This is a genomic window from Bradyrhizobium sp. RP6 (genome assembly GCF_003837805.1).
Taxonomy (GTDB): domain Bacteria; phylum Pseudomonadota; class Alphaproteobacteria; order Rhizobiales; family Xanthobacteraceae; genus Bradyrhizobium.
The window spans coordinates 69,243-90,815 of sequence record NZ_RQIT01000006.1 but is presented as its reverse complement, the minus strand read 5'-3'; the positions used below and the strand labels follow the sequence as shown (position 1 = coordinate 90,815).

The window sequence follows — 21,573 nt, the reverse complement described above, 5'->3', positions numbered from 1 at the left end:
ACGGATTTTTGATGCGTTGCCTGGTCGTGGCCGACCTGCACTATTCGCTGCCCCAGCTCGACTGGCTGGTCAGCGCGGCGCCGCAATTCGACCTCGTGATCTTCGCGGGCGACGCGCTCGACATCGGCTCGATCGTGGACTTCCGCGCCCAGATCGTGGTGGTGAAGAAATACCTCGCGCTGCTTGCCGCGCAGACCCGCGTGATCCTCTGCTCCGGCAATCACGACCTCGACGAGCGCAACACCGAAGGCGAGAAGATCGCGCGCTGGATTTCGGAGGTGCGCGAGCTGGGCATCGCCTGCGACGGCGAGAGCCTCGGCATCGGCGACACAATGTTCACGGTGTGCCCGTGGTGGGATGGGCCTCTGGTGCAGCAGCGCATCGTCGAGCAGCTGCGCGATGCCGCCGCTGGCCGGTTGCGGCGCTGGATCTGGGCGCACCATGCGCCGCCGGCGGATTCACCGACGAGCTGGGGCGGCAAGCGCTTTTTCGGCGACGTCGAGCTGGTGCAATGGATCACGCAATACCAGCCGTCGATGGTGATCTCGGGCCATGTGCACCAGTCGCCGTTCATCACCGGCGGCTCGTGGTTCGACCGTCTGGGCCAGACCTGGGTCTTCAACACCGGCCTGCAACCGGGCCGGCCGCCGACCTACATCGTCCTCGACCTCGACGAGGATAAGGCGTTCTGGCTGGCGGCCGGTGAGGCCCAGTGGATCGACATGAATGCGCCGCTGAAGCGCCCCGCCGCCCCCATCGAGGCGCCGCCCGACTGGCTCACATTCTTGGATCGGATTTCCGATCCGAGCCTGGCGAGACCTCAAGCGACGGCAGGTTGATCATGCTCTGGAGCACCTCGCCGACCATGGCCAGATGCGTGCCGTGGCCGGCATATTGCCGCTTGAGATCGGCAAGATAGGTGTTGGCGACATTGAGCCGCTGCGCCAGCATTTTCGCGATCAGCAGGGCCACACCCGGCTCCTTCTCGAGGAACGAGGCGGCGTCCTCGAACTCATAGACGGTCGCGTCCGAGCAGGCCCGCACGGTGGCGGTGTGCGGCTGACCCAGCAGCACGGACATCTCGCCGAGCACGGCGCCGGGTTCGGTGACGGTGGCCACCACCATCTCGCCCTTGAGCACCTCGAGCTTGCCTTGCATCAGCACGTAGAGGTGGCCGCTGGTGCCACCCTCGTTGACGATCAGCGTGCCGGCGGCGACCTGCCGCTCCGTTCCGCCGGTGCAATAATCCAGGACTGCGCGCATCGCAGAAGCTCCCGTCGCTGCGGACCCTATCGCCCCAGACCAGAGCATGATCCGTGCCACACGACAAATCAACGCGTCTATGACGGGCGCGGAAGCATTTGGGGAGGTGGACCGCGCCAGTCTCCAGGGCCGGTATCCCAAAAATCGCCTCCGTCGCCAGGCCGCGCTTGTCCCGAGGCCGCGCACCGGCCGCGTGGTCGGTGCTGCCAACCTGGCGGCTGAAAACGAACAGCGCGTTTTCGCGTGCCGTGCGTCACACCCGCGAGAGCGAGGGCACCTCCTCCGGCACGATCGCCCGAAGGCCGCCGAAGCGGCGCTCGCGGCCGTGGAACGCGGCAAGCGCCTCGGCAAGATCGCCCGCGTTGAACTCGGGCCACATCCGCTCGGTGAAGTGCAGCTCGGCATAGGCGCCCTCCCAGAGCAGGAAGTCCGACAGCCGCTTCTCGCCCGAGGTGCGGATGATGAGATCGACGTCGCGAAGGCCAGCCTCGCCGGTGACGAGCTGCGAGAACGCTTCGCGGGTGAGGCTGGTGAGCGCGGCCGCTTTGGCCGCCGCATTGAGGATCGCGTCGCGAGCCGAGTAATCCACGGCGATGCGCAGATGCAGCGTGCTTCCGCGGGCGGTCGCCTCTTCGGCACGCGTGATCGCGGTGGCGATGCCGTCGGGCAGCCGGTCGCGGCGGCCGATCACGGTGAGGCGCACGCCATTCCTGACGAGGCTCTGCACCTCGTTGGCGAGATAGAAGCGCAGCAAGGTCATCAGCGCCGCGACCTCGGCCCTCGGCCTCCGCCAATTGTCGGCCGAGAAGGCGTAAAGTGTCAGCGTGCCGATGCCCTGCTTGGGCGCGGCCTCGACGATCCGGCGGATGGTCTCGACGCCGGCCTCGTGGCCGCGCACGCGGGACAGACCGCGCCGCGTCGCCCATCTGCCGTTGCCGTCCATGATGATGCCGACATGAAGCTTCTCGTTGCGCGACGTGGCTTCGCTCTGCATTGCAAAGTCTCCGGTCAATGAAGGGGAGAATCAGGTCGAGGCGATGCCGAGGCGGCCGAGCGGCGGCGCCTCGCGGCCGGCGGCTTTCGCCGCGTCGCGCACCAGCCGCTCGAGCACGGCGAGGTAGTCGAGGAAACGGCGGCGGCCGGCCCTGGTCAGGCGGCAGGTCGTGTGCGGGCGGTTGCCCTCGTAGCCCTTGGTCACCTCGACGAGGCCGGCCTCCTGGAGCACGGCAAGGTGCCGGCTGAGATTGCCGTCGGTGAGGCCGCAAAGCTGCTTGAGATCGCCGAATGCCAGCCCCTTGGGATGCGCCATAAGCGAGGTCAGAAGCCCGAGCCTCGCCTTCTCGTGGATCACGCGGTCGAGTCCTTCGTAAGAGAAGGGCGCGCTGTCAATCTTCGACATCGTTGTCTCCGGACGCGAAATGCAGAATGGCCGCCATCACCGATTGCCCGATCACGAAGGGCAGTCCCATGGTCCATGGCGACAGCGTGTGGGTTCGGCTCGCCAGCACCACCACTGCGAAGCCGGACACGAAATACCAGGCGCCGGCGAGCGCAACGGTGCGCGGCAGTGAGCGGACCGAGGCAAAGATGCCGAGCGACACCAGGATCTGCCATAGGCCCGGGAGCAGCCACAGTGTCTCGCTCGCGAACTTCCACATCACCACCGCGAGCAGCACGCCGGCAACGCCTGCCGGCAGGAACTGCTCGACCGCCTGGTGGATCATGGCATCCGCCAGGCCCGAATGGTGACGGCGCGAACGCGCCCGCATCTCGATGCCGATCATCAACCCCGAGAGCACGGCGGCACTGAACCAGCCGATGAAGAATCCGAGCGGCTCGCCGGTGGGGTCGTCCAGCAGCCAGAACTGCAGGACCGCAGTGATGAGCGCGACGGCGCCGGTCGCCACCATCGTCGCCGGGCCGTAGCCGCGGAAGGCGGTGCCCGCCGCGATCTGGCTGCGGATCGCCACGATGTCGGCCAGTGCCTTGTCGAGATCGCGCATCGGCACGCCAAAACCTCGTTCCACCCGAACATGACGAGGCAACAGCCCCGCTACTTTGTACCGCAAAGCATACGGCACTGCAAAGTATATGCAAGCTCCAATCGTCGCGGCCAGCCGGACGAGAGCGAACAACTGACGGTTGCGCCTCACCTACCCTCGCGGATAAGATGGATGCGAGTGCGTTTACCGGGGGCTGGGGTATGTGGTTGAGGTCGTTGGTCGTTGCGTTCGTGTTGCAAGTGAGTTTGGTCGGGGCGAACGCGGCGGGGCCGTTCGGCACCGTCAATGTCGGCAACTGGGCCGGCGGCGCCTTCAGCAATGACGAGACGGGCGCGTTCTCCCATTGCGCGGCGACCGCACCTTACGCCAACGGCGTGAGTCTCTTCGTCGCGCAGAATGCGGCCGGCTCCTGGCTGCTGAGCTTTGCCAGCCCCAGCTTTCGCTTCAACAAGGGCGATACCGCTCCCATCGACTTCATTTTCGACGGCCAGGAGCAGGCCAGGTTGTTTGCGACCGCCGGCACCACCAATATGGTGACGACCATCCTGCCCCCCAACGTCGCTCGCACCTTCCAGAAGGCAAGCCTGATGGTGGTGACGACCAACGGCAGCAAGCCACTCCAATTTGTGCTGACGTCGACGGCGCCGCTGATCGCGGCGCTGGCGAACTGCGTCACGCGGGTGAAGGCAGACGGGCTCAGCAAGGCCGGCGATTTCACCAAGGGTGCGGCCAAGCCGGCGGCGACGGCGGAGAAACAGGCGGCAGCGCCGGCCGGCGGCAAACCTGCCCGAGCCAGGAGCGGCACCGGTTTCGTCGTCAGCACGGGCGGGCACATCGTCACCAATCACCATGTGATCGACGGCTGCGTCGGCGACATCAAGGGCAATCTCACCGGCGAAGCCGCAATGGTGCTGCGCGTCGTCTCGAGCGATGCCAACAACGATCTCGCTTTGTTGCAGGCGCCGTCGACCACGACATTCAAGGACTTTGCCCGGATCCGCGACCGCTCGATCCGCTCCGGCGATTCCGTGGTCGCGATCGGCTTTCCTTATCACGGAATCCTGACCTCGGACTTCACCGTGACGACGGGGATCGTGAGCTCGCTCAGCGGCATGCGCAACGACTCGCGCTTCCTGCAGATCAGTGCTCCCGTGCAGCCCGGCAATAGCGGCGGGCCGCTGTTCGATAACACAGGCCAGGTCGTGGGCGTGGTCACCGCAAAGATCCCGGCATTGCGCATCGCCGTAGCGACCGGCAATATTCCCGAGAACATCAACTTCGCCATCAAGACCGGCGTGCTGCGCGACTTTCTCGACAATTCCGTGGTGCCCTATCAGACCGCCGAACCGAAGAGCGAGCTCAAGACCACCGACATCGCCACCAACGCCCGGCCCTACACGATGCTGATCTCGTGCAATGCGACGGAGCAGGCTGAGGCGAAGCGGTAGCATGAGCCACGGTTAGCTCCGCTGCCATTCCGCGCGAAAGCGGAATCCATTGCTCGCGCGAGACGATCTAATGGTGCTGCATGGCGTTCTCCCTGGCGTCAGGCGACGAAGGCGTCGAGCTTGTCGAGGAACGAGCTCCAGCCGCGCCGGTGGTTGTCGCGCGCGGCCTCGTCGAAGAACTGGGCGTGATGGAAGACCATCAGGGTGCCGGCACCGTCCGGCTTCGGCGAGATCGTCACCAGCGACTCGCGTTCCGGCGTCGAGTGCCAGGCCCAGGTGAAGACGAGAAGCTCGTTCGGCACCACCTCGCGATAGAGGCCGCCGGCCTCGAAATATTCGCCGTCGTCGCGGGTGAAGCTGATGCGGTAGCGCCCGCCGACGCGAACGTCGAGCTCGGCCTGAAGCGTCGCCGGCTTCATGTTCGGCGGCCCGAACCATTGCGCTAGCTGCGCGGCTTGCGTCCAGGCGGCGTAGATCTTTTCGGGCGGCGCGCGGAGCTGGCGCGTGAGCGTGAGGCTTGGACGTTCTGCCGGGCGTTCGGCGGCGTTGGCGGCGGCGGCCATTTCTCATCCTCCACGAAGGCGGCGAGGCGATCGAAATTGTGGGACCAGAACTGTGCATAGCGATTGAGCCAGTTCATCGCCTGCTCCATCGGCTGCGCGGTAAGCCGACAGGCGACCGTGCGTCCGGTCTTCTCCCGCATGATCAGGCCGGCATCCGTGAGCACGTCGAGATGCTTCATGATCGCCGGCAGCGAGACCGGAAACGGCGCGGCCAGCTCGCTCACCGTCAGGCCGTCCTGCTCGCCGAGACGCGCCAGCAGGGCACGCCGCGTCGGGTCCGATAGCGCCGCAAAGGTCCGGTCCAGCGTCTCGTCCCTATACTTAACCATGTGGTTTAGTATAGACGCGAGCGGAAAGGCGTCAAGCAGGAACCCGTTCGCACGGGTCCGCACGACTGCGTGATCAGGCGAGCGTAGCGCGATCAGTACGGAGTGACAGGCCGCATGCGCCGGTGCGGCCGCGGTTGAGGGACCTGTTGCTGGCCGTAGGCAAAGCGAGGATTGCGGTCGCAGAACAGCAAGCGGCCGGAGACGCTGGCCTGGCATTGCTCATAGGTGCTGTAGGCGCATTCGCCGGGATAATCGTACTCGCCGCCCTGCGCGCACCAGGGATAGTCGCGCGCTGTGGCGGGGGTGCTGGCGGCGAAACCGACGAGAACCATCGTGGCCAGCGCCGGCAGCGCCAATTGCATCATGCGCATGATTCGAATTCCTCTCTTGGTGACGCGAGATACGGCCCCACATACCATCAGGTTTCGTTGCGCCCCTTTATTCCAGATCAACGGAATCGTGCGCGCAAGAAAAAAGCCCTGCCGAACGGCAGGGCTCCATCTCGGTCATCACAAGATCGCTACTCGACCTTCAGGCCGGCGAACTCGACGACCTTCTTCCACTTCTCGGTCTCGGCCTTGATCTCCTCGCCGAACGCCTCCGGGGTCTGCACGCGCGGCTCGCCCCCGAGCTCGACCAGGCGCTTGGTCATGTCGGGCTCCTTCATCAGCGCGTTGACCTCGGCGTTGAGCTTGGCGATGATTTCCTTTGGCGTGTTCTTCGGCGCCCCCATGCCGAACAGCGCGCTGGCCTCGTAGTCCTTCACGGTCTCGGCGATTGCCTGCACGTCCGGCAGTTGCGGGGAGCGCTGCGCGGTGGTGACGCCGATCGCGCGCAGCGCACCGGAGCGGATGTGCTGGATGATCGAGGGCATGTTGTCGAAGATCACCTGCACCTGGCCGCCGAGCATGTCGGTAATCGCGGGCGCAGCGCCGCGATAGGGCACGTGCTGCATCTTGCAGCCGGTCATGGCCATGAACATCTCGCCGGACAGATGCACCGAGGTGCCGTTGCCGGACGAGGCCATGTTCACCTTGCCGGGATTGGCTTTCACATATTCGATGAACTCGGCGACGTTCTTGGCCGGGACGTCCTTGTTCACGGTCATCACGTTCGGCACCCGCTGGAACGAAGCGACCGGCGCGATGTCGCGCACGAAGTTGAACTTCAGATTGGGGTAGAGGGAGGCATTGATGTAGTTGGCCGGATTGACCAGCTGCAGCGTATAGCCGTCGGGCTCGGCATTGACGACCGATTCGGTGGCGATATTGTTCCCGGCGCCCGGCTTGTTCTCGATCACGAATTGCTGGCCGAGCTTTTCCGAGAGCCGCTGGCCGATCAGTCGCGCCAGGATGTCGGTGGCCCCGCCCGGCGGATAGCCGACCACCCATTTCACCGGACGGGCCGGATAATCGGCGGCAAGGGCCTTCGACAGCGGGGTGGCTGCAAGCGGACTGGCGGCGAGCAGGCCCAGCGCGGTACGGCGAGTGATCATCTCAAGGGTTCTCCCAGTGTTGTTCTTGAAAGTCGGATAGCTTGAAAGTCGCGTCGGTTGTAACAAAGCTTGCCGCAGGCGGAAAGTGCGCGCGGCGCATCGTGACGAAAGGATGAGACATGCCGCTCAAGGTTCACGCCCTGGATCATCTCGTGATCAATGTCAGCGATGTCGCAGTCACCGCGGAGTGGTATCGCAAGATTCTCGGCATGGAAGTCAAGCTGTTCGATCCCGGCGGCGGCAAAGCGCCCCGTACTTTCCTTGAATTCGGTAACCAGAAGATCAACGTCCGGCAACGCGATGCCGACAAGGTGGAGTGGTTCACGGCCGGCCACCCGACCGCCGGCAGCGAGGATCTGTGCTTTCTCACCTCGGCCACACCGGACGAGGTGGTGGCGCATTTGCAGGCACATGGCGTCGCGATCGAGGCCGGCCCGAGCCCGAGGCAAGGCGCGCGCGGCACATTGTGTTCGGTCTATTGCCGGGACCCGGATGGCAGCTTGATCGAGATTTCGTCGTACGAGGATTGAGGCGCGCTCGCGCGCCTCAGGCTCCGTCATTGCGAGCGCAGCGAAGCAATCCAGACTGTATCCGCGGACGCGCCCTGGATTGCTTCGTCGCAAGAGCTCCTCGCAATGACGGAGGAGAGAGCGCAGCCGCTTGCCCCCCGATTTGCTTCCCGCGTCGTCCGATGGCAGGAAGACGCAATCATCAAAAAGCAGCCGCCGGCAAGATGCAGGCTGCACGGGAGGACACATGGCTATCCAGAAAACCGCCGCCGGAATCGTCGGACCGTTTGACGGGCTCGACGTCCCCTGGCTGCTCAAAATGCGCGCCGAGCTGCGCAGCTCGCATCCGTTCCTGATCTGGGCGCCGTTCGACGCGCCGGCACGGCACTGGAGCTACGGCGAATTTCACGAGCGAGTCGGCGCGCTCGCGGCAGGGCTGGCCAGGCGTGGCGTCAAGCCCGGCGAATATGTGCTTATTCACCTCGACAATTGCATCGAGGCGCTGCTGGCCTGGTTTGCCTGCGTCGAGCTCGGCGCCATCGCGGTCACCACCAACACCCGCTCGGCGCCAGCCGAGATCGAATATTTCGCCGATCATTGCGGCGCGGTCGCCGCGATCACGCAGCCGGCCTATGCGGAAGTCGTCGCGCGGAACTGCCGCAACATTCGCTGGATGGCGGTGACCTCACATGATTCCGGCACGGCGCCCGCGCAGGCCGTCTCGCGCGGCGACAATTTCGAAGCGCTGTTCGCCGACAGCGCCGACCGACCACAGCGCGCGACCGATCCGCTGGCGCCTTGCAGCGTGCAGTACACGTCCGGCACCACGTGGCGGCCCAAAGCGGTGCTGTGGACCCATGCCAACGCGCTGTGGGGCGCCAAGATCAACGCCGCGCACGAGGATCTGCATGCGAGCGACGTGCACCAGACCTATCTGCCGCTGTTCCACACCAATGCGCTGGCCTACTCCATGCTGGCGACGCTGTGGGTCGGCGGATCCTGCGTGATCCAGCCGCGCTTCTCCGCCAGCCGGTTCTGGAGCGTCGCGCGCGAGCATGGCGCGACCTGGACCTCGACCATTCCGTTCTGCATGAAGGCCCTGCTCGAGCAGGAGATCCCGAAGGACCACAAATTCCGGCTGTGGGGCACGGCGATCAACGAGCCGCCGGCCTTTGCCGCATTCGGAATCAAGATCATCGGCTGGTGGGGCATGACCGAAACCATCACCCACGGCATCGTCGGCGAGGTCGATCAGCCCAACACCCCGATGTCGATCGGCCGCGCCGCGCCCGAATATCGGATCCGCATCATCGACGACGACGGCCGGCCGACGGAAGTCGGCGGCACCGGCAATCTCTCGATCAAGGGCATCCCCGGCCTGTCGCTGTTCGCCGAATATCTGCACAACGAGAAGGCGACGCGCGAGAGCTTTGACGAGCACGGCTTCTTCCTCACCGGCGACCGCGTCGAGCGGCTTCAGAACGGCTATATCAAGTTCGGCGACCGCGCCAAGGACATGCTGAAAGTCGGCGGCGAGAACGTCGCGGCCTCCGAGATCGAGCAGGTGATCGCGGTGGTCCCCGGCGTGCGCGAGGCGGCGGTGGTGGCGAAGACGCACCCGATGCTGGACGAGGTGCCGGTCGTCTTCATCATCCCGCAAGGCGGCGTCACGGGCGCTGCGCCCGACCTGCATGACAGAGTCATGGCGGCCTGCCGAAGGGGCCTCGCCGACTTCAAGGTGCCGCGCGAGATAAGATTCGTCGACGACATGCCGCGCTCGACGCTGGAGAAGGTGGCGAAGGCGGAGCTCAGGAAGATGGTGGGGTGATTGAGTGTCATTCCGGGGCGGTGCAAAGCACCGAACCCGGAACCTCGAGATTCCGGGTTCGCGCTTCGCGCGCCCCGGAATGACGGATAGGTTGTCAGAACGATCCCAGCGCCACCGGCCGGAACGCCTGCAGCAGCTGCTGGTCGAGCTTGCCGCCCATGCCTTCCATCATCGTGAAGGCGCGGGAGTGGGTGAAGGGCATGCGGTAGGCGCGCTTCTCCACCAGGGCGGCGTAGATGTCGACGATTGTCGTCAGCCGCACGATGTCGCTGATCTGGTTCGACGACAGGCCGTTCGGATAGCCGGAGCCGTCAAGGAATTCGTGGTGATGCAGCACCACGTCCAGCATCTCCGGCGGGAAGCCGCCTTGCGCGGCGAGCGCTTCATAGCCGCGACGTGGATGCTGGCGGACCTCGGCCATCTCCTCGTCGGTGAGCTTGCCGGGCTTGTCGAGCAGCCAGGCGGGAACGAAGGCCTTGCCGACGTCGTGCAGCAGCGCGGCGCGGGTCAGGCGGCGCTGGTCGTCATCGCGCATGCCGAGATGCTGGGCGAAGGCGACGGCGAAGCCGGTGACGAACAGGCAATGGCGATAGCTGCCGACATGGTGGCAGCCGACCGTGGTCAGCCATTCGCGCAGCGAGGAATGCTTGATCGCCTTCAGGATCTTGCTCTCGGCCGCAATGATGTCGTCGAAGTTCAGGGGCACGCCGAGCGGCAGCTTCTCGAACATCCTGGTCAGCACCGCATGCGCCGCCTCGACGCCGCGGTTGAGCGTCTTGCCGCGATCGGTCGCGTCATAGGCCGCAGTGTCCGGGAAGGCGGCGCGGATGCGCTGCAAGATGGCCTCGGCCTGAAGCGGGCGTGAGATGGTATCGGTGGCCCCTAACGCCCAGGCCTGCATGGTGCCGTGATGCAGGGCGTCTGCGAGCACGAACAGCCGCGGCATCGAACGGTAGGCATCGCCGCGCAGCTTGTCGCGGACCCGCTGCACGCTTTCGGGCGAGCGCAGGTTGATGTCGACCACGAGGCCGGAAAGATCGCGCGCCGGCTGGGCGGGGATGGCCTCTGTCGTCACCGTCGAGACGTCGCCGACCGCCTTCAAGATGCTGGCGAGCTCGCTGCTCTCGTCGCTGCGATCGGAGGCGAGCAGAAGCCGGCGTTTGGCGGCGGGTTTGGCTGCGGCGTTCATGACTTCCCCAAAGCACGGGACTGGATTTGGAGACAACCTAAGCCGCATCAGGTTCTCCGGCCCTTAAGAGGCGTGCTCAATGGAGCCTTGGGGAATTGGATGCAATTTTAGGGGATTCGGGTTCCGCGGCCAGGAACTTCAAAAAGTGAAAACAACCCCCATGCACAGTAGAAAGGGCGTTGATGGATAAGGGGAATTTCCTCCGCCATCCACGGCCTTGGCCCGGAGCACGGAGAACGTGGACGCCCGGGACAAGCCGGGCATGACGGGCGCTGAGGAGATGCGGGGCCTCCTCGAAACAAATCCGCCGGAGGTTGGCCCTCCGGCGGATCAACTCGTTCAGCAATCGCAGGCCGCCCTACGCCTTCATGCTCGCCTTCACGGCCTCCGCCGTGATCGGCAGGGCGCGGACACGGGCGCCACTGGCCTTGAAGATGGCGTTGCCGATGGCGGGCGCCACCACGGTCACGGCGGGCTCGCCAACGCCGGTGGCCTTCTCGCCATTGGCGATCACGGCGACCGCGATCTCGGGCGTCTGGCTCATGCGCAAGGGCGTGTAGCTGTCGAAATTGGTCTGCTCGATGCCACCGTCCTTGAGCGTCGCCTTCTCGTACATCGCCAGCGACAGGCCCCACAGCGCCGCGCCCTCGACCTGGGCGCGGATATTGTCGGGATGCACCTGCGTGCCGACGTCGGTTGCGACCGTGAGCTTCTTCACGGTCACGGCCCCCGACGGCGCGACGGCGACGTGAGCCACGCACGCCGTCCAGCTTGCGCTCGCGCGTTCCTGCGACGACACGCAGGCGACGCCCATGCCCTCGCCTGTCGGCAATTGCCGGGTGCCATAGCCCGACAATCCCATCGCGGCGAGCAGCGTGTTGCGCAGCCGCTGCGCGCCGCCGTCGTTCTTGCCGGCGCCGTCGAGCAGCGAGATGCGGAACTGCGCCGGATCCTTGCCGGTCGCAGCAGCAATCTCGTCGATCATGCTTTCCACCGCCCAGAAGGTCCAGCCCGGCGCCACCGAGCGAAGCTGGCCGGACGGCGTGGCATTGTGCGCGAGCTCGTTCTTGATCGCGCGCACATAATGGTTGGGCACGGTGTAGAAGAAGTCCGCTCCATTGACCGTGAAGGAATCGAGCGGGCCCTTCTTGTCGACCGAGGGCGTCAGGAAATCGGGGATTCCCCAGCGCGCGGTCGGCCAGGCCGAGACCACGTCGTGGCTGATCGCAATCAGCTTGCCGTCACCGTCCACGCCGGCCTTCACTTTCTGGTAGGTGAGCGGGCGCGAGAAATCCATCGTCATGTCGTTCTCGCGCGAGTAGATCACTTTGACCGGCTTTCCGACCGCCTTCGCCGCCTGCACCGCCGGAATCATCATGTCTGCATCAAGACGCCGGCCGAAGCCGCCGCCTAGCCAATGCTGGTGCATCACCACGAACTTCGGATCGATCCCGGCTGCGCCTGCGGCGATCGCCCCGGAGCGCGTCGCAAACTGGTTGCCGGAATAGATGTGCAGGATGTCGCCCTTGAACTCCGCGGTGGCGTTCATCGGCTCCAGCGGCGCGTGGATGTTGATGCTGGTGGTGTATTCGGCCTCGACCACCTTGGCCGCCGAGCCGAAGGCAGCAACGGGATCGCCGTCCTTGACGAAGAACTGGCCGGAATCCTCCAGCTTCTGGAGCCGCTTGGCTTCATCGAGCAGCGACTGGCTCGACAGCTTCGCGTTCGGACCGCCGTCATAGGCGATCTTCAGCGCCTGCGCCGCCTTCCTGGCGTTGGCGTAGGTGCTGGCGACGGCGACGACCCAGCCCGACGTCGTGCCGGTCTTGTCGTCGAGCGTGACGGCCTTGATGAAGCCCGGCACCTTCTTCGCCGCGCTGTCGTCGACCGATTTCATCGTCGCGCCGAAGCGCACCGGCGGCGTGACCACCGCACCATAGGCCATGCCCGGCAGCATCACGTCGATGCCATACTTGGCCGTGCCGTTGGTCTTGGAGGGGATGTCGAGCTGCGGCACCGAGACCCCGATCATGGTGTATTGGTCCGGCGTCTTCAGCTTGATGGCCTTCAGCTCGTCCGGCGTGAAGGTTTTGGTCGCCTTGCCGCTCTTGACGATCTCGGCGAATGACATCTGCTTCTTCGACTTCGGATGCACGATCATGGAATCGCGCACCACGAGCTCCGACGCCGGCACGCCCATTGCGGCGGCCGCACCTTCCGTTAGCGCCATGCGGCCGGCGGCGCCCGCGCGGCTCATGGCGTCAAAGTTCATCATGGTCGACCAGCTGCCGCCGGTGATCTGGGCGCCCAGGACGGGATCGTTGAACTTGGGGTCGTTGGAGGCGAGCGATACGCGCATGTCGCTCCATTTCGCGCCCAGTTCCTCGCAGACGAGCTGCGCCATGGTGGAGGCCACGTGCTGGCCCATATCGGCCTTGCCGCAGGTCACGGTGACGAGACCATCCGGCGAGATCGCATACCAGACGCTCGGCTCGAAATTGGCGGGCGCCGCGGCAGCGGCAGCATCGATGCCGGGCACGCCGGCATAGCCGAGCACGAGACCGATCGCGGCGGTGCCGACCAGGAAGGAGCGGCGGCTGAGATCGGTCGTCGCGGGGACGACGTTCTTGACGTGCTCCTTCATGTGGGCCTCCGCTCGCTGGAGGTGGTGGACGCGGTGCGCATTTCGGACGCGGCGCGCATGATCGCCTTCTGGATCCGCGAATAGGTCATGCAGCGGCAGAGATTGCCGTCCATATGCGCGACCACTTCTTCCTTGGTCGGATTGGGATTCCTCGCAAGCAGCGAGGCGGCCTGCATGATCTGCCCCGACTGGCAGTAGCCGCATTGCGGCACCTGCTCGGCGATCCACGCCTTCTGCAGGGGATGATCGCCCTTGGCGGAGAGGCCTTCGATGGTGGTGATCTTCTTGCCGGCGACGTCGCCGACCATGGTCTGGCACGAGCGCACGGCTTCGCCGTTGACGTGCACCGTGCAGGCACCGCACAGCCCGGCACCGCATCCGAACTTGGTGCCGGTCATCTGCAATTGCTCGCGGATCGCCCAGAGGAGCGGCGTGTCGTTCGCCGCATCCACGGACAGACTCCGCCCGTTGATGGTGAGTGTTGGCATAGGCGTCTTCCCCTGCCGGTGCATGAAGCCGCTTACGGCGGCAACTTGAATGGCGGACGCCCACCGGGCTGGCGTCAGCCTTGCGTCGAGAATGATCGGGTTCAGGCGCGGAGGCAAATGCAATTTGGAAGCAGTCGAACAAACGACCTCCGCGCCGCCAGTTGTGCGCCGCGCCAAGGGCGGCGACGCAGCCACTGGACACAACAGCGCGTGCATCCGGCATGCGTGCCATCGCATTCAGGCAGTTTCTTCGAGGTAACTTGGCAAAGTAGAATGGGGCCAACCGCGACCCTTACCCTCAGCTGGAGGGGGAAGCACTGAAGTCGCGACTGCAACAAAAACGAAAGGGCGGAAGCAATGCCTGAGATCGATCGGGACGGCGTCAACATCTACTACGAGGTTCATGGCGAAGGTCTGCCATTGCTGCTCACGCACGGCTATTCCTCGACCTCGGCGATGTGGCATGGGCAAGTCGACGCGCTCGCGAAGGATCACAAGCTGATCGTGTGGGACATGCGCGGCCACGGCCAGTCCGACTATCCCGATGATCCCAACGCCTACAGCGAAGCGCTGACTGTCGGCGACATGGCGGCGATCCTCGATGCGGTCGGCGCCAAGCGCGCCATCATCGGTGGTCTCTCGCTCGGCGGCTACATGTCGCTGGCGTTCTACCGCGCGCATCCGGAGCGGACCCGCGCGCTGCTGATCATCGACACCGGCCCTGGCTTCAAGAAGGACGACGCGCGCGAGGCGTGGAACGCGCGGGCGCTTGCCACCGCCGACAGGCTCGATCGCGAAGGCCTCGGCGTGCTGAAATCGGCCACGCGCGAGCGCGCCACCGCCAGCCATCGCAACGCCAGAGGGCTGGCGCTTGCCGCGCGCGGCATGCTGACCCAGCGCGATGCGCGCGTGATCGAGCTATTGCCCGACATCAAGGTGCCCAGCCTGATTGTGGTCGGCGCCGACGACACGCCTTTCCTCGCCGCGTCCGACTACATGGCAGCAAAGATCCCCGGCGCACAAAAGGTCGTGATCCCCGCCGCCGGACACGCCGTCAACATCGATCAGCCCAAGGCTTTTGTTGACGCGGTCGGGCCTTTCCTGAAGAACTTGCCGGCACAGGTCGATCAAGCAAGGACGTAGGCGATGAAGCTGATGATGCTGGCCGCGGGCGCGATGCTGCTGTCGATATCTGCGCAGGCCGAACCGTTCGGCACCGTGCCGCCGCGCCAGCCCTTCGTCGCGACCTTGTCGAACAACACGCCGCTCGCCTTCGGGATGGATGCGGAGCAGACCGCGCGCGCCCTCGGCCAGCCGCTGCGATATGTCCGGGGACGTCCGGGCAACGAGATCTATCTGGCTTTGCGCAACATCGGCGGCAGCGGACTGATCCCCTACCGTCACCGCCTGTTCCTGCAATTCCGTCACGGGCGGCTGGCAGGATGGAAGGAGGATTACGGCGAGAACTGGATGTGGGAGTGAGGTGTTACCCCTCATCCTGAGGAGCTTGCATAGCAAGCGTCTCGAAGGATGCAGGCGCGGCTGCTGCATCTCGGCCTTTCATCCTTCCAGACGCGCGCAGGTGCGCGCTCCTCAGGATGAGGGGAGAATTTCGGATCGACAACCAAGAAGGACAACCCACGTGGGACAGGACATCAAGCTGACGGCCTCGGACAATTTCCAGCTCGGCGCCTATCGCGCTGACCCCGCCGGCACGCCGAAGGGCGCGGTGGTGGTGATCCAGGAGATCTTTGGGGTCAATCACCACATCCGCTCGGTCTGCGACCGCCTTGCCGGGGAAGGCTATGTCGCGATCGCGCCGTCGATCTTCGATCGGACCGCACCGAACTTCCAGTCGGGCTATTCGCCCGACGAGATCGCGGAGGCGCGCAAGTTCGTGGCCAACCCGGACTGGGCCGCGATGCTGCGCGACACGCAAGCTGCGATCGATGCGGTGAAGAGCGTCGGGCCCGTCGGTATCATCGGCTTTTGCTTAGGCGGCAGCGTCGCTTTCGTCGCGGCGACGCGATTGACCGGCCTGAAGGCCGCGATCGGCTATTACGGCGGTGCCGTCGTGCGCTTCGCCGACGAGACACCGAAGGTGCCGACCCAGCTGCATTTCGGCGAGAAGGATGCCGGCATTCCGCTCGCCGACGTCGAGACCATCAGGGACAAGCGGCCCGAGGTCGAAGTCCACATCTATCCGGGCGCCCAGCACGGCTTCCATTGCGACGAGCGCGCCAGCTACGACAAGGCCAGCGCCGATATCGCCTGGCCGCGCAGCATGGCGTTCTTCGCGAAGCATTTGATGTAGAGCGTGGGCCCCTCTCCACCGTCATTCCGGGGCGACGCGTCAGCGTCGAACCCGGAATCCATCGGGCGTCAGAGGTGGTCGTGGAATGGATTCCGGGCTCGCGCTATCGCGCGCCCGGAATGAAGGGGGAGAGGGCTGCGTCACCCTCAGAGCAGGAATCGGGTGGCTGCATTGCACCGCCCGGCGATAGAGCAGGCTGATCAAGCCAACTCACGCCGGGAGATTCGGCATGCAGCAAGCCATCACGCATCTCAACATCCGCAATCCTTTCGGAACCTTGGACGTCCCGTCCCCCGATGATTCCGAGGTGAAGGATTATGCCGCAACCGCTTTACTGTCCGGCGATGCCGCCGACGTCAACGCACCGGCATGGGCACCCGTCGCGACGCCCTCCGATCCGCTCGAGGGCGCCTGGCTGAGCCGCTGGAATGGCGGCGCCGATCCCACTATCGCTGGCGATACGCCGGACAAGTGGAAGCAGGGCCGCGCGGAGATCCGCGTCGCGGGCGGCCGGATCTATCTGCGCTTCGACTGGGACAATGGCCGCCGACACGGATTGATCGACGCGGCGCGCGACGGCTTAGATCGCCTGCTCGGAAAATACATCAATCTGACCACACCGGCGATCACCCGGCCCTGGGTCGGGCGCGTGGTCGATGCTGACAGAATCGACGGATGTTTTCCGAACGGGCGGCTGGATTTTCGAAGGTGAGATTCCGCCGTCATTCCGGGCTCGCAACTTTTCGGCGCGCCCCGGAATGACTAAGAAAGGGAGCGGCTGTGGCCCTAGAACCAGCGCTCGCCGACGAACACGGTGTCGCCGGGATTCAGGGGCGTGCCGAGCGGCACCACGGCGCGCATGGAGCCGCCGTTCTCGGTGTGCGTGACGGTGACCACGTCGCGCTTGGCGCGCGGCGAGAAGCCGCCGGCAATGGCGACCGCGCTCTCGACCGTCATGTTCGGCACGTAAGGATATTGGCCGGGCGCGAGGACCTCGCCGAGAATGAAGAACGGGCGATAAGTCTCGATCTCGACCGCTACGGACGGCTCGCGGATATAGCCGTTGCGCAGGCGCGCGGCGATCTCGCCGGCCAGACCTGCGGTGGTGCGGCCGCGCGCCGACACGGCGCCGATCAGCGGCATGGTGATGGAGCCGCCGGCGTCGATCGAATAGCTGTTGGTGAGACCTTCCTGGCCGTAGACCACGACGCGAAGCTTGTCGCCGGCGTCGAGATGATAGGAGGCGCCATTGCGCACCGTCATCGGCGCGGCGTAGCCGACCGGCATGGGCGCGGGCGACGAGGCAAAGGAGTTGCTCAACGCCGCGATGGCGCCGCCGCCGTTGTTGGCGACGACGACCGGCTGCGGCGCACTGTAGGGCTGGCCATAGGCCATGGAGTCGAGATCGGGACGGGGCTGCATCACTGCGACGGGACCGGCGGTCTGCATGCAGCCGCCAAGGGCAAGCGCGGCGGACGCTGCCAGGGACGCTGCCAAGATCGACCATCGAAACGCGCGTGCAACCGGCACCGGACCTATCCCTCGAAACGAGACGGCTCCAGTGATGCACCGGTTATGGTTAACAAAGCGTTGAGTGGGGGGATGACGATGCCACCCTCCCCTGGAGGGGCATACGAGATGTGGCCAGGGCACCGGCTGTCTCCGCAGCCGTCATGGCCGGGCTTGTCCCGGCCATCCACGCCTATCCACGCAGCACAAAGAACGTGGATGCCCGGGACAAGCCCGGGCATGACGACCTCTGCAACTTTCAGATGCGATTGCCCTGCCTCGAGGGGAGGGTAAGACGCAGCTCCGCAACGCGGCTCGCGCGCGCTCAATCCCGGGAATAGCCGATCAACGGCTTGCGCGGGCGGAACAGGATCATCAGGAGAATGCCCAGAATGCCGAGCACGGCGAAGACCGGCTGATCCAGTACCAGGCGGATCACCGAGGTCCAGAGCCAGGGCGCCTTGGCCTCGACCCAGGTGCGGAAGGCCGACTGGCTGGCCTGATTGATGTCGTTCCAGAACTGGCCGAACCGGGTGAACCTGAGGGTCTGGTCGGCCACCCAGCGGGCTCCATCATAGACCATGAAGATGAACCCGCCGGCGAGCAACAACAGCCCAATCAGTCGGAAAAAGCCGCGGATCATGCCACACCTACGATGGCCGTCCGACCGGACGACCTCTTAGAACGTTGCCAGCCAATAGCCGGGCGACGGCAGAAATTCAACCTCTTCAGGGCGTTACGGCTCCATCCAGGCCATCAAAGACCGGATACCCGGCTCCCGAAAGCGTTGACGGTGCCACAGACCCTCTCTATAAGGGCGCCAATTGGCGGTGGGCGCAATCCTGCCGCCGCTGTTCTTTGAGCAGTTGCAGGCACCTTGAGCTTGAAGACTCTCTCTCGAGCTTGAAGACTCTTTGGAGCCTCGGAGACGGCCGCAAGGCCGTCGCTCATGTTCCGGGAACGGCCCAGCAACCGAACACCCTAAATCCGAGCGTCGATTACGCGGTCAAGCAAGCCGGCGCTACCCGACCAAGACGCGACCGGTACCCGCAAAGGATATTGAGACCATGGCCAATACCACTTCCGCCAAGAAAGCGACGCGCAAGATCGCCCGCCGCACTGCCGTCAACAAGTCGCGCCGCACTCAGATGCGCGGCGCCGTGCGCACCGTCGAGGAAGCCATCAAGACCGGCGATCGCGCCGCTGCCGTGAAGGCCCTCGCGACTGCCGAGCCCGCTCTGATGCGCGCCGCCCAGCGCAACATCATTCACAAGAACAACGCCAGCCGCAAAGTCTCGCGCCTCACCGCGCAGATCGCCAAGCTCGCGAAGTAATCTCGCGACACCATCTGATCGGTCGACCCGGTCAGCGCGTCAAACAGCCCGGCATCGCGCCGGGCTTTTTTGTTGACTGTCATATTCACGCAAGCGGTCACGCGAGGTCGGATGTTGGACGATTTGCATCGCCAGCGTTATTTTTCGTCCCGCCGTTTTGATTGCCGATGTCCTGCAACGGCGGAGGCTTCACCGCGTTGCAAAAACCCCTGCGCGGCGGGCTCGAATTGAATCGGCGACGGAGGAGAGGCCTGCATACCGTAGATTCACTGGGGCGCGCGGCCTTGGAGTTACCCTGCAAAACCAGTCTCGAAAAGCGGTGCACCAATAATCACTTATCAACATAGCAGCGACAAGCATTTGGAAAATTCGCTCGCGCGTAGCGTGCGTGACGAATTTGTAAAAAAAATTTGGCGGTGGTCGAGAAATGTCACACGATGCGAGACAGTCTCGATTCTGTGCACGGATTCAAAAACTTGCTTCGGAGCCTGTGAACAAGTCGCGCGCGGCGTTAACCGAGGTCAAGTTTTTTGACGCCTCAAGTGTGAATCAATTCCGTTGCGAGTCTTTCCGCTTAGTGTATTCCTTAAGTCGTCCGCGGCGCCCACGATCTTCAGACCAGTGCGGTTTAGGAAACGGGGCGAACGTGCAAATCGGCGGCGGTGTGCACGTAGGCGACGCTTCAAAAAGCGATGTCGGTTCGAAACCCATAGTAATATGGGAATGGTAGCTGTTTGTCTGAATGTCTCCAGGCGGGATCTTCCCGCTCGCGCCCGGCGCAGTATGAGAGACATCGCAATGCTACCCCGGCGCGCGCAAGGTGGCGACGTCGAGCGGACGACCAGTACATTGGGCAGGCATCCGCGACAGGAGTACGGCGCGGTTGTCTTCAGGACACGCAGGACCTTGTCGTGAGTGATCACGGCAGGACGGGGAGGTATCATGTCTTACGGACTCAACGCGGTATTGAAGCAAGTTTCCCATTCCAATGATGCCGTTCTAGCTCCGTCGGATATCCAGCCTCCCGCGTGTGACAGAGCGCCGAGTACGCGCTGACCTCGCGACCCCTCCATCCCCAGACATCGCTGATCTGACCTGCGGCGTCCGCGCCGAACGGTCGAGCCATGCCTGACGATGGACTCGCTTGAGGTCGCGCCAATTCAGGGACCGTGGCAGGAACCCTGCGTGGCGCTCACAACGAAACTAAATCTCTCAAGAGAAGTTTTCTGACGATGACAATGGAACAGGATCGCTGGTCACGCGTGAAGGGTCGGCTGCGCTCGAGCGTTGGCGAGGACGTTTACACGAGCTGGTTTGCACGCATGGATCTGGAAGGCGTGCAGGACGAGAGCGTGCGGCTGTCGGTGCCGACGCGTTTCCTGAAGAGCTGGATCCAGGCGCACTATGCCGAGCGCGTGCTGTCGTGCTGGCAGGCCGAGATGCCGGAAGTGCATCGCATCGACCTCACCGTTCGTTCCGCCGTGCGCCCGGTGGTGCAGGCGAAGGAAGCGCCCGCGCCGATCGAGGCGCGCCGCGCGCCGACGCCGGAGCTGCGCTCGACCGCGACCGCGCCGGTCTCGGCCAATCACGACGCGCTCGGCGGCTCGCCGCTCGATCCGCGCCTGACCTTCGCGAGCTTCGTCGTCGGCCGCTCCAACACGCTGGCGCATGCGGCCGCACGCCAGGTCGCCGAAGGTCGCCGCGGCGATCCCGTGATGTTCAACCCGCTCTACATCCATGCCGGCGTCGGCCTCGGCAAGACGCATCTGCTCCAGGCGGTGACCTGGGCCGGCAATTCCGGCAACGAGCGCAAGGTGCTTTATCTCACCGCCGAAAAATTCATGTACGGCTTCGTCGCCGCGCTGAAGACGCAGACGGCGCTGGCCTTCAAGGAAGCGCTGCGCGGCATCGACGTGCTCGTGATCGACGATCTCCAGTTTCTCCAGGGCAAGTCGACGCAGGCCGAGTTCTGTCACACGCTGAACGCGCTGATCGACGCCGGCCGCCAGGTCGTGATCGCAGCCGACCGTCCGCCGTCCGACCTCGAAAGCCTCGATGACCGCGTGCGTTCGCGACTGGCCGGCGGGCTCGTGGTCGAAATGGGCTCGCTCGGCGAGGAGCTGCGCCACGGCATCCTCAAGTCGCGTGTCGCGGCTGCCCGGGCCCATCATGCGACGTTCGAGGTGCCCGAGGAGGTGCTGCATTATCTGGCGCGCACCATCACTCATAACGGCCGCGACCTCGAAGGCGCGATCAACCGTCTGCTCGCGCATTCCAAGCTCAACAACCGGCCGGTGACGCTGGAGATGGCGGAGCACGAGGTGCGCGACCTGGTGCGGCCGCAGGAGCCGAAGCGGATCAAGATCGAGGACATCCAGCGCGTGGTGGCGCGGCAGTATAATGTCAGCCGCTCCGACCTGCTGTCCTCGCGCCGCACCGCCAACGTGGTCCGCCCGCGCCAGGTGGCGATGTATCTCGCCAAGACGCTGACCCTGCGCTCGCTGCCCGAGATCGGCCGCCGCTTCGGCGGACGGGACCACACCACCGTGCTGCACGCCGTGCGCAAGATCGAGGCGCTGGTCTCCAAGGACACCGCGCTGTCGGAAGAGGTCGAGTCGCTGAAGCGCCAGCTCCAAGAATGAAGGCCTAGGCTCCCG

Annotated in this window: 23 protein-coding genes; 10 read left to right on the top strand and 13 right to left on the bottom strand. The window is 64.9% G+C overall.

The window, feature by feature from the left end:
- Window positions 1–11 precede the first annotated feature (11 nt).
- Window positions 12–839 carry a metallophosphoesterase family protein gene (locus EHH60_RS14690; RefSeq protein ID WP_124160178.1) on the top strand — a complete coding sequence of 276 codons (828 nt, stop codon included), beginning with the start codon at window positions 12–14 and terminating at the stop codon, window positions 837–839.
- On the opposite strand, the gene EHH60_RS14685 is transcribed toward EHH60_RS14690, so the two are convergent.
- The 4 genes from EHH60_RS14685 to EHH60_RS14670 form a co-directional block, all read right to left on the bottom strand.
- Window positions 778–1,263, bottom strand: a complete 486-nt coding sequence (locus EHH60_RS14685) for a Crp/Fnr family transcriptional regulator (RefSeq protein WP_124160177.1) — start codon at window positions 1,261–1,263, stop codon at window positions 778–780. The genes EHH60_RS14690 and EHH60_RS14685 overlap by 62 nt on opposite strands.
- A 253-nt stretch (window positions 1,264–1,516) precedes the next feature.
- A complete protein-coding gene (locus EHH60_RS14680) occupies window positions 1,517–2,257 on the bottom strand; it encodes a di-trans,poly-cis-decaprenylcistransferase (RefSeq protein ID WP_124160176.1) in 741 nt (246 codons plus the stop codon).
- Window positions 2,258–2,287: 30 nt separating this feature from the next.
- The gene (locus EHH60_RS14675; protein WP_124160175.1) at window positions 2,288–2,662 is read right to left on the bottom strand and encodes a transcriptional regulator; all 375 of its coding nucleotides are present in this window, start codon (window positions 2,660–2,662) and stop codon (window positions 2,288–2,290) included.
- Window positions 2,649–3,266: a hypothetical protein gene (locus EHH60_RS14670; protein ID WP_124160333.1), complete on the bottom strand. Its 618-nt coding sequence runs from the start codon at window positions 3,264–3,266 to the stop codon at window positions 2,649–2,651. The genes EHH60_RS14675 and EHH60_RS14670 overlap by 14 nt, the downstream gene beginning before the upstream one ends.
- 200 nt (window positions 3,267–3,466) lie before the next feature.
- On the opposite strand from EHH60_RS14670, the gene EHH60_RS14665 reads away from it, so the two are divergent.
- Window positions 3,467–4,714 (top strand): S1C family serine protease, encoded by a 1,248-nt coding sequence (locus EHH60_RS14665; protein WP_124160174.1) that lies wholly within the window; start codon window positions 3,467–3,469, stop codon window positions 4,712–4,714.
- Between the two features lie 98 nt (window positions 4,715–4,812).
- Here the strand turns inward: EHH60_RS14665 and EHH60_RS14660 are convergent, their stop codons facing one another.
- The 4 genes from EHH60_RS14660 to EHH60_RS14645 all read right to left on the bottom strand — a co-directional run bounded on the left by EHH60_RS14660 (window position 4,813) and on the right by EHH60_RS14645 (window position 7,101).
- Window positions 4,813–5,190, bottom strand: a complete 378-nt coding sequence (locus EHH60_RS14660; protein WP_245454501.1) for an SRPBCC family protein — start codon at window positions 5,188–5,190, stop codon at window positions 4,813–4,815.
- The gene (locus EHH60_RS38055; protein ID WP_245454497.1) at window positions 5,157–5,606 is read right to left on the bottom strand and encodes an ArsR/SmtB family transcription factor; all 450 of its coding nucleotides are present in this window, start codon (window positions 5,604–5,606) and stop codon (window positions 5,157–5,159) included. The genes EHH60_RS14660 and EHH60_RS38055 overlap by 34 nt, the downstream gene beginning before the upstream one ends.
- A 92-nt stretch (window positions 5,607–5,698) precedes the next feature.
- A complete protein-coding gene (locus tag EHH60_RS14650; RefSeq protein WP_124160171.1) occupies window positions 5,699–5,977 on the bottom strand; it encodes a DUF3551 domain-containing protein in 279 nt (92 codons plus the stop codon).
- A gap of 149 nt (window positions 5,978–6,126) precedes the next feature.
- Window positions 6,127–7,101 carry a Bug family tripartite tricarboxylate transporter substrate binding protein gene (locus tag EHH60_RS14645; RefSeq protein WP_124160170.1) on the bottom strand — a complete coding sequence of 325 codons (975 nt, stop codon included), beginning with the start codon at window positions 7,099–7,101 and terminating at the stop codon, window positions 6,127–6,129.
- 119 nt (window positions 7,102–7,220) lie between these two features.
- On the opposite strand from EHH60_RS14645, the gene EHH60_RS14640 reads away from it, so the two are divergent.
- Window positions 7,221–7,631: a VOC family protein gene (locus EHH60_RS14640; RefSeq protein ID WP_124160169.1), complete on the top strand. Its 411-nt coding sequence runs from the start codon at window positions 7,221–7,223 to the stop codon at window positions 7,629–7,631.
- Between the two features lie 226 nt (window positions 7,632–7,857).
- The gene (locus tag EHH60_RS14630; protein ID WP_124160167.1) at window positions 7,858–9,438 is read left to right on the top strand and encodes an AMP-binding protein; all 1,581 of its coding nucleotides are present in this window, start codon (window positions 7,858–7,860) and stop codon (window positions 9,436–9,438) included.
- 94 nt (window positions 9,439–9,532) lie between these two features.
- Here the strand turns inward: EHH60_RS14630 and EHH60_RS14625 are convergent, their stop codons facing one another.
- The 3 genes from EHH60_RS14625 to EHH60_RS14615 form a co-directional block, all read right to left on the bottom strand.
- Window positions 9,533–10,627: an HD-GYP domain-containing protein gene (locus EHH60_RS14625; RefSeq protein ID WP_124160166.1), complete on the bottom strand. Its 1,095-nt coding sequence runs from the start codon at window positions 10,625–10,627 to the stop codon at window positions 9,533–9,535.
- 358 nt (window positions 10,628–10,985) lie between these two features.
- On the bottom strand, window positions 10,986–13,271 hold the full coding sequence (locus tag EHH60_RS14620) for a xanthine dehydrogenase family protein molybdopterin-binding subunit (protein ID WP_124160165.1): 2,286 nt from the start codon (window positions 13,269–13,271) through the stop codon (window positions 10,986–10,988).
- Window positions 13,268–13,759, bottom strand: a complete 492-nt coding sequence (locus EHH60_RS14615) for a (2Fe-2S)-binding protein (protein WP_124160164.1) — start codon at window positions 13,757–13,759, stop codon at window positions 13,268–13,270. Before EHH60_RS14615 ends, EHH60_RS14620 begins: the two co-directional genes overlap by 4 nt.
- Window positions 13,760–14,116: 357 nt before the next feature.
- Here EHH60_RS14615 and EHH60_RS14610 point away from each other — a divergent pair, with 357 nt between their 5' ends.
- The 4 genes from EHH60_RS14610 to EHH60_RS14595 all read left to right on the top strand — a co-directional run bounded on the left by EHH60_RS14610 (window position 14,117) and on the right by EHH60_RS14595 (window position 16,785).
- Window positions 14,117–14,902 (top strand): alpha/beta fold hydrolase, encoded by a 786-nt coding sequence (locus tag EHH60_RS14610; RefSeq protein ID WP_124160163.1) that lies wholly within the window; start codon window positions 14,117–14,119, stop codon window positions 14,900–14,902.
- A 3-nt stretch (window positions 14,903–14,905) separates the two neighbouring features.
- Entirely contained in the window at window positions 14,906–15,241 is a 336-nt protein-coding gene (locus tag EHH60_RS14605; RefSeq protein WP_124160162.1) for a hypothetical protein, read from the top strand.
- Window positions 15,242–15,401: 160 nt separating this feature from the next.
- Window positions 15,402–16,073: a dienelactone hydrolase family protein gene (locus tag EHH60_RS14600; RefSeq protein WP_124160161.1), complete on the top strand. Its 672-nt coding sequence runs from the start codon at window positions 15,402–15,404 to the stop codon at window positions 16,071–16,073.
- Between the two features lie 229 nt (window positions 16,074–16,302).
- Window positions 16,303–16,785, top strand: coding sequence for a hypothetical protein (locus tag EHH60_RS14595; protein ID WP_124160160.1), 483 nt, complete (start codon window positions 16,303–16,305; stop codon window positions 16,783–16,785).
- A gap of 74 nt (window positions 16,786–16,859) precedes the next feature.
- Here the strand turns inward: EHH60_RS14595 and EHH60_RS14590 are convergent, their stop codons facing one another.
- Window positions 16,860–17,603, bottom strand: a complete 744-nt coding sequence (locus tag EHH60_RS14590; protein WP_124160159.1) for a polysaccharide biosynthesis/export family protein — start codon at window positions 17,601–17,603, stop codon at window positions 16,860–16,862.
- A 304-nt stretch (window positions 17,604–17,907) separates the two neighbouring features.
- Complete coding sequence (locus tag EHH60_RS14580; RefSeq protein ID WP_027563964.1) at window positions 17,908–18,225, bottom strand: hypothetical protein; 318 nt, start codon at window positions 18,223–18,225, stop codon at window positions 17,908–17,910.
- Between the two features lie 424 nt (window positions 18,226–18,649).
- Here EHH60_RS14580 and rpsT point away from each other — a divergent pair, with 424 nt between their 5' ends.
- Window positions 18,650–18,916 carry a 30S ribosomal protein S20 gene (gene rpsT, locus EHH60_RS14575; protein WP_035704405.1) on the top strand — a complete coding sequence of 89 codons (267 nt, stop codon included), beginning with the start codon at window positions 18,650–18,652 and terminating at the stop codon, window positions 18,914–18,916.
- Window positions 18,917–20,148: 1,232 nt separating this feature from the next.
- The gene (gene dnaA / locus EHH60_RS14565; RefSeq protein ID WP_124160157.1) at window positions 20,149–21,558 is read left to right on the top strand and encodes a chromosomal replication initiator protein DnaA; all 1,410 of its coding nucleotides are present in this window, start codon (window positions 20,149–20,151) and stop codon (window positions 21,556–21,558) included.
- Window positions 21,559–21,573 lie beyond the last annotated feature (15 nt).

Bases quoted from the DNA above. Each gene is read 5' to 3' on its own strand.
- EHH60_RS14690 (WP_124160178.1), top strand. From the start codon at position 12: ATGCGTTGCCTGGTCGTGGCCGACCTGCACTATTCGCTGCCCCAGCTC.
- EHH60_RS14685 (WP_124160177.1), bottom strand. From the start codon at position 1,263: ATGCGCGCAGTCCTGGATTATTGCACCGGCGGAACGGAGCGGCAGGTC.
- EHH60_RS14680 (WP_124160176.1), bottom strand. From the start codon at position 2,257: ATGCAGAGCGAAGCCACGTCGCGCAACGAGAAGCTTCATGTCGGCATC.
- EHH60_RS14675 (WP_124160175.1), bottom strand. From the start codon at position 2,662: ATGTCGAAGATTGACAGCGCGCCCTTCTCTTACGAAGGACTCGACCGC.
- EHH60_RS14670 (WP_124160333.1), bottom strand. From the start codon at position 3,266: ATGCGCGATCTCGACAAGGCACTGGCCGACATCGTGGCGATCCGCAGC.
- EHH60_RS14665 (WP_124160174.1), top strand. From the start codon at position 3,467: ATGTGGTTGAGGTCGTTGGTCGTTGCGTTCGTGTTGCAAGTGAGTTTG.
- EHH60_RS38055 (WP_245454497.1), bottom strand. From the start codon at position 5,606: ATGGTTAAGTATAGGGACGAGACGCTGGACCGGACCTTTGCGGCGCTA.
- EHH60_RS14650 (WP_124160171.1), bottom strand. From the start codon at position 5,977: ATGCGCATGATGCAATTGGCGCTGCCGGCGCTGGCCACGATGGTTCTC.
- EHH60_RS14645 (WP_124160170.1), bottom strand. From the start codon at position 7,101: ATGATCACTCGCCGTACCGCGCTGGGCCTGCTCGCCGCCAGTCCGCTT.
- EHH60_RS14640 (WP_124160169.1), top strand. From the start codon at position 7,221: ATGCCGCTCAAGGTTCACGCCCTGGATCATCTCGTGATCAATGTCAGC.
- EHH60_RS14630 (WP_124160167.1), top strand. From the start codon at position 7,858: ATGGCTATCCAGAAAACCGCCGCCGGAATCGTCGGACCGTTTGACGGG.
- EHH60_RS14625 (WP_124160166.1), bottom strand. From the start codon at position 10,627: ATGAACGCCGCAGCCAAACCCGCCGCCAAACGCCGGCTTCTGCTCGCC.
- EHH60_RS14620 (WP_124160165.1), bottom strand. From the start codon at position 13,271: ATGAAGGAGCACGTCAAGAACGTCGTCCCCGCGACGACCGATCTCAGC.
- EHH60_RS14615 (WP_124160164.1), bottom strand. From the start codon at position 13,759: ATGCCAACACTCACCATCAACGGGCGGAGTCTGTCCGTGGATGCGGCG.
- EHH60_RS14610 (WP_124160163.1), top strand. From the start codon at position 14,117: ATGCCTGAGATCGATCGGGACGGCGTCAACATCTACTACGAGGTTCAT.
- EHH60_RS14605 (WP_124160162.1), top strand. From the start codon at position 14,906: ATGAAGCTGATGATGCTGGCCGCGGGCGCGATGCTGCTGTCGATATCT.
- EHH60_RS14595 (WP_124160160.1), top strand. From the start codon at position 16,303: ATGCAGCAAGCCATCACGCATCTCAACATCCGCAATCCTTTCGGAACC.
- EHH60_RS14580 (WP_027563964.1), bottom strand. From the start codon at position 18,225: ATGATCCGCGGCTTTTTCCGACTGATTGGGCTGTTGTTGCTCGCCGGC.
- rpsT (WP_035704405.1), top strand. From the start codon at position 18,650: ATGGCCAATACCACTTCCGCCAAGAAAGCGACGCGCAAGATCGCCCGC.
- dnaA (WP_124160157.1), top strand. From the start codon at position 20,149: ATGACAATGGAACAGGATCGCTGGTCACGCGTGAAGGGTCGGCTGCGC.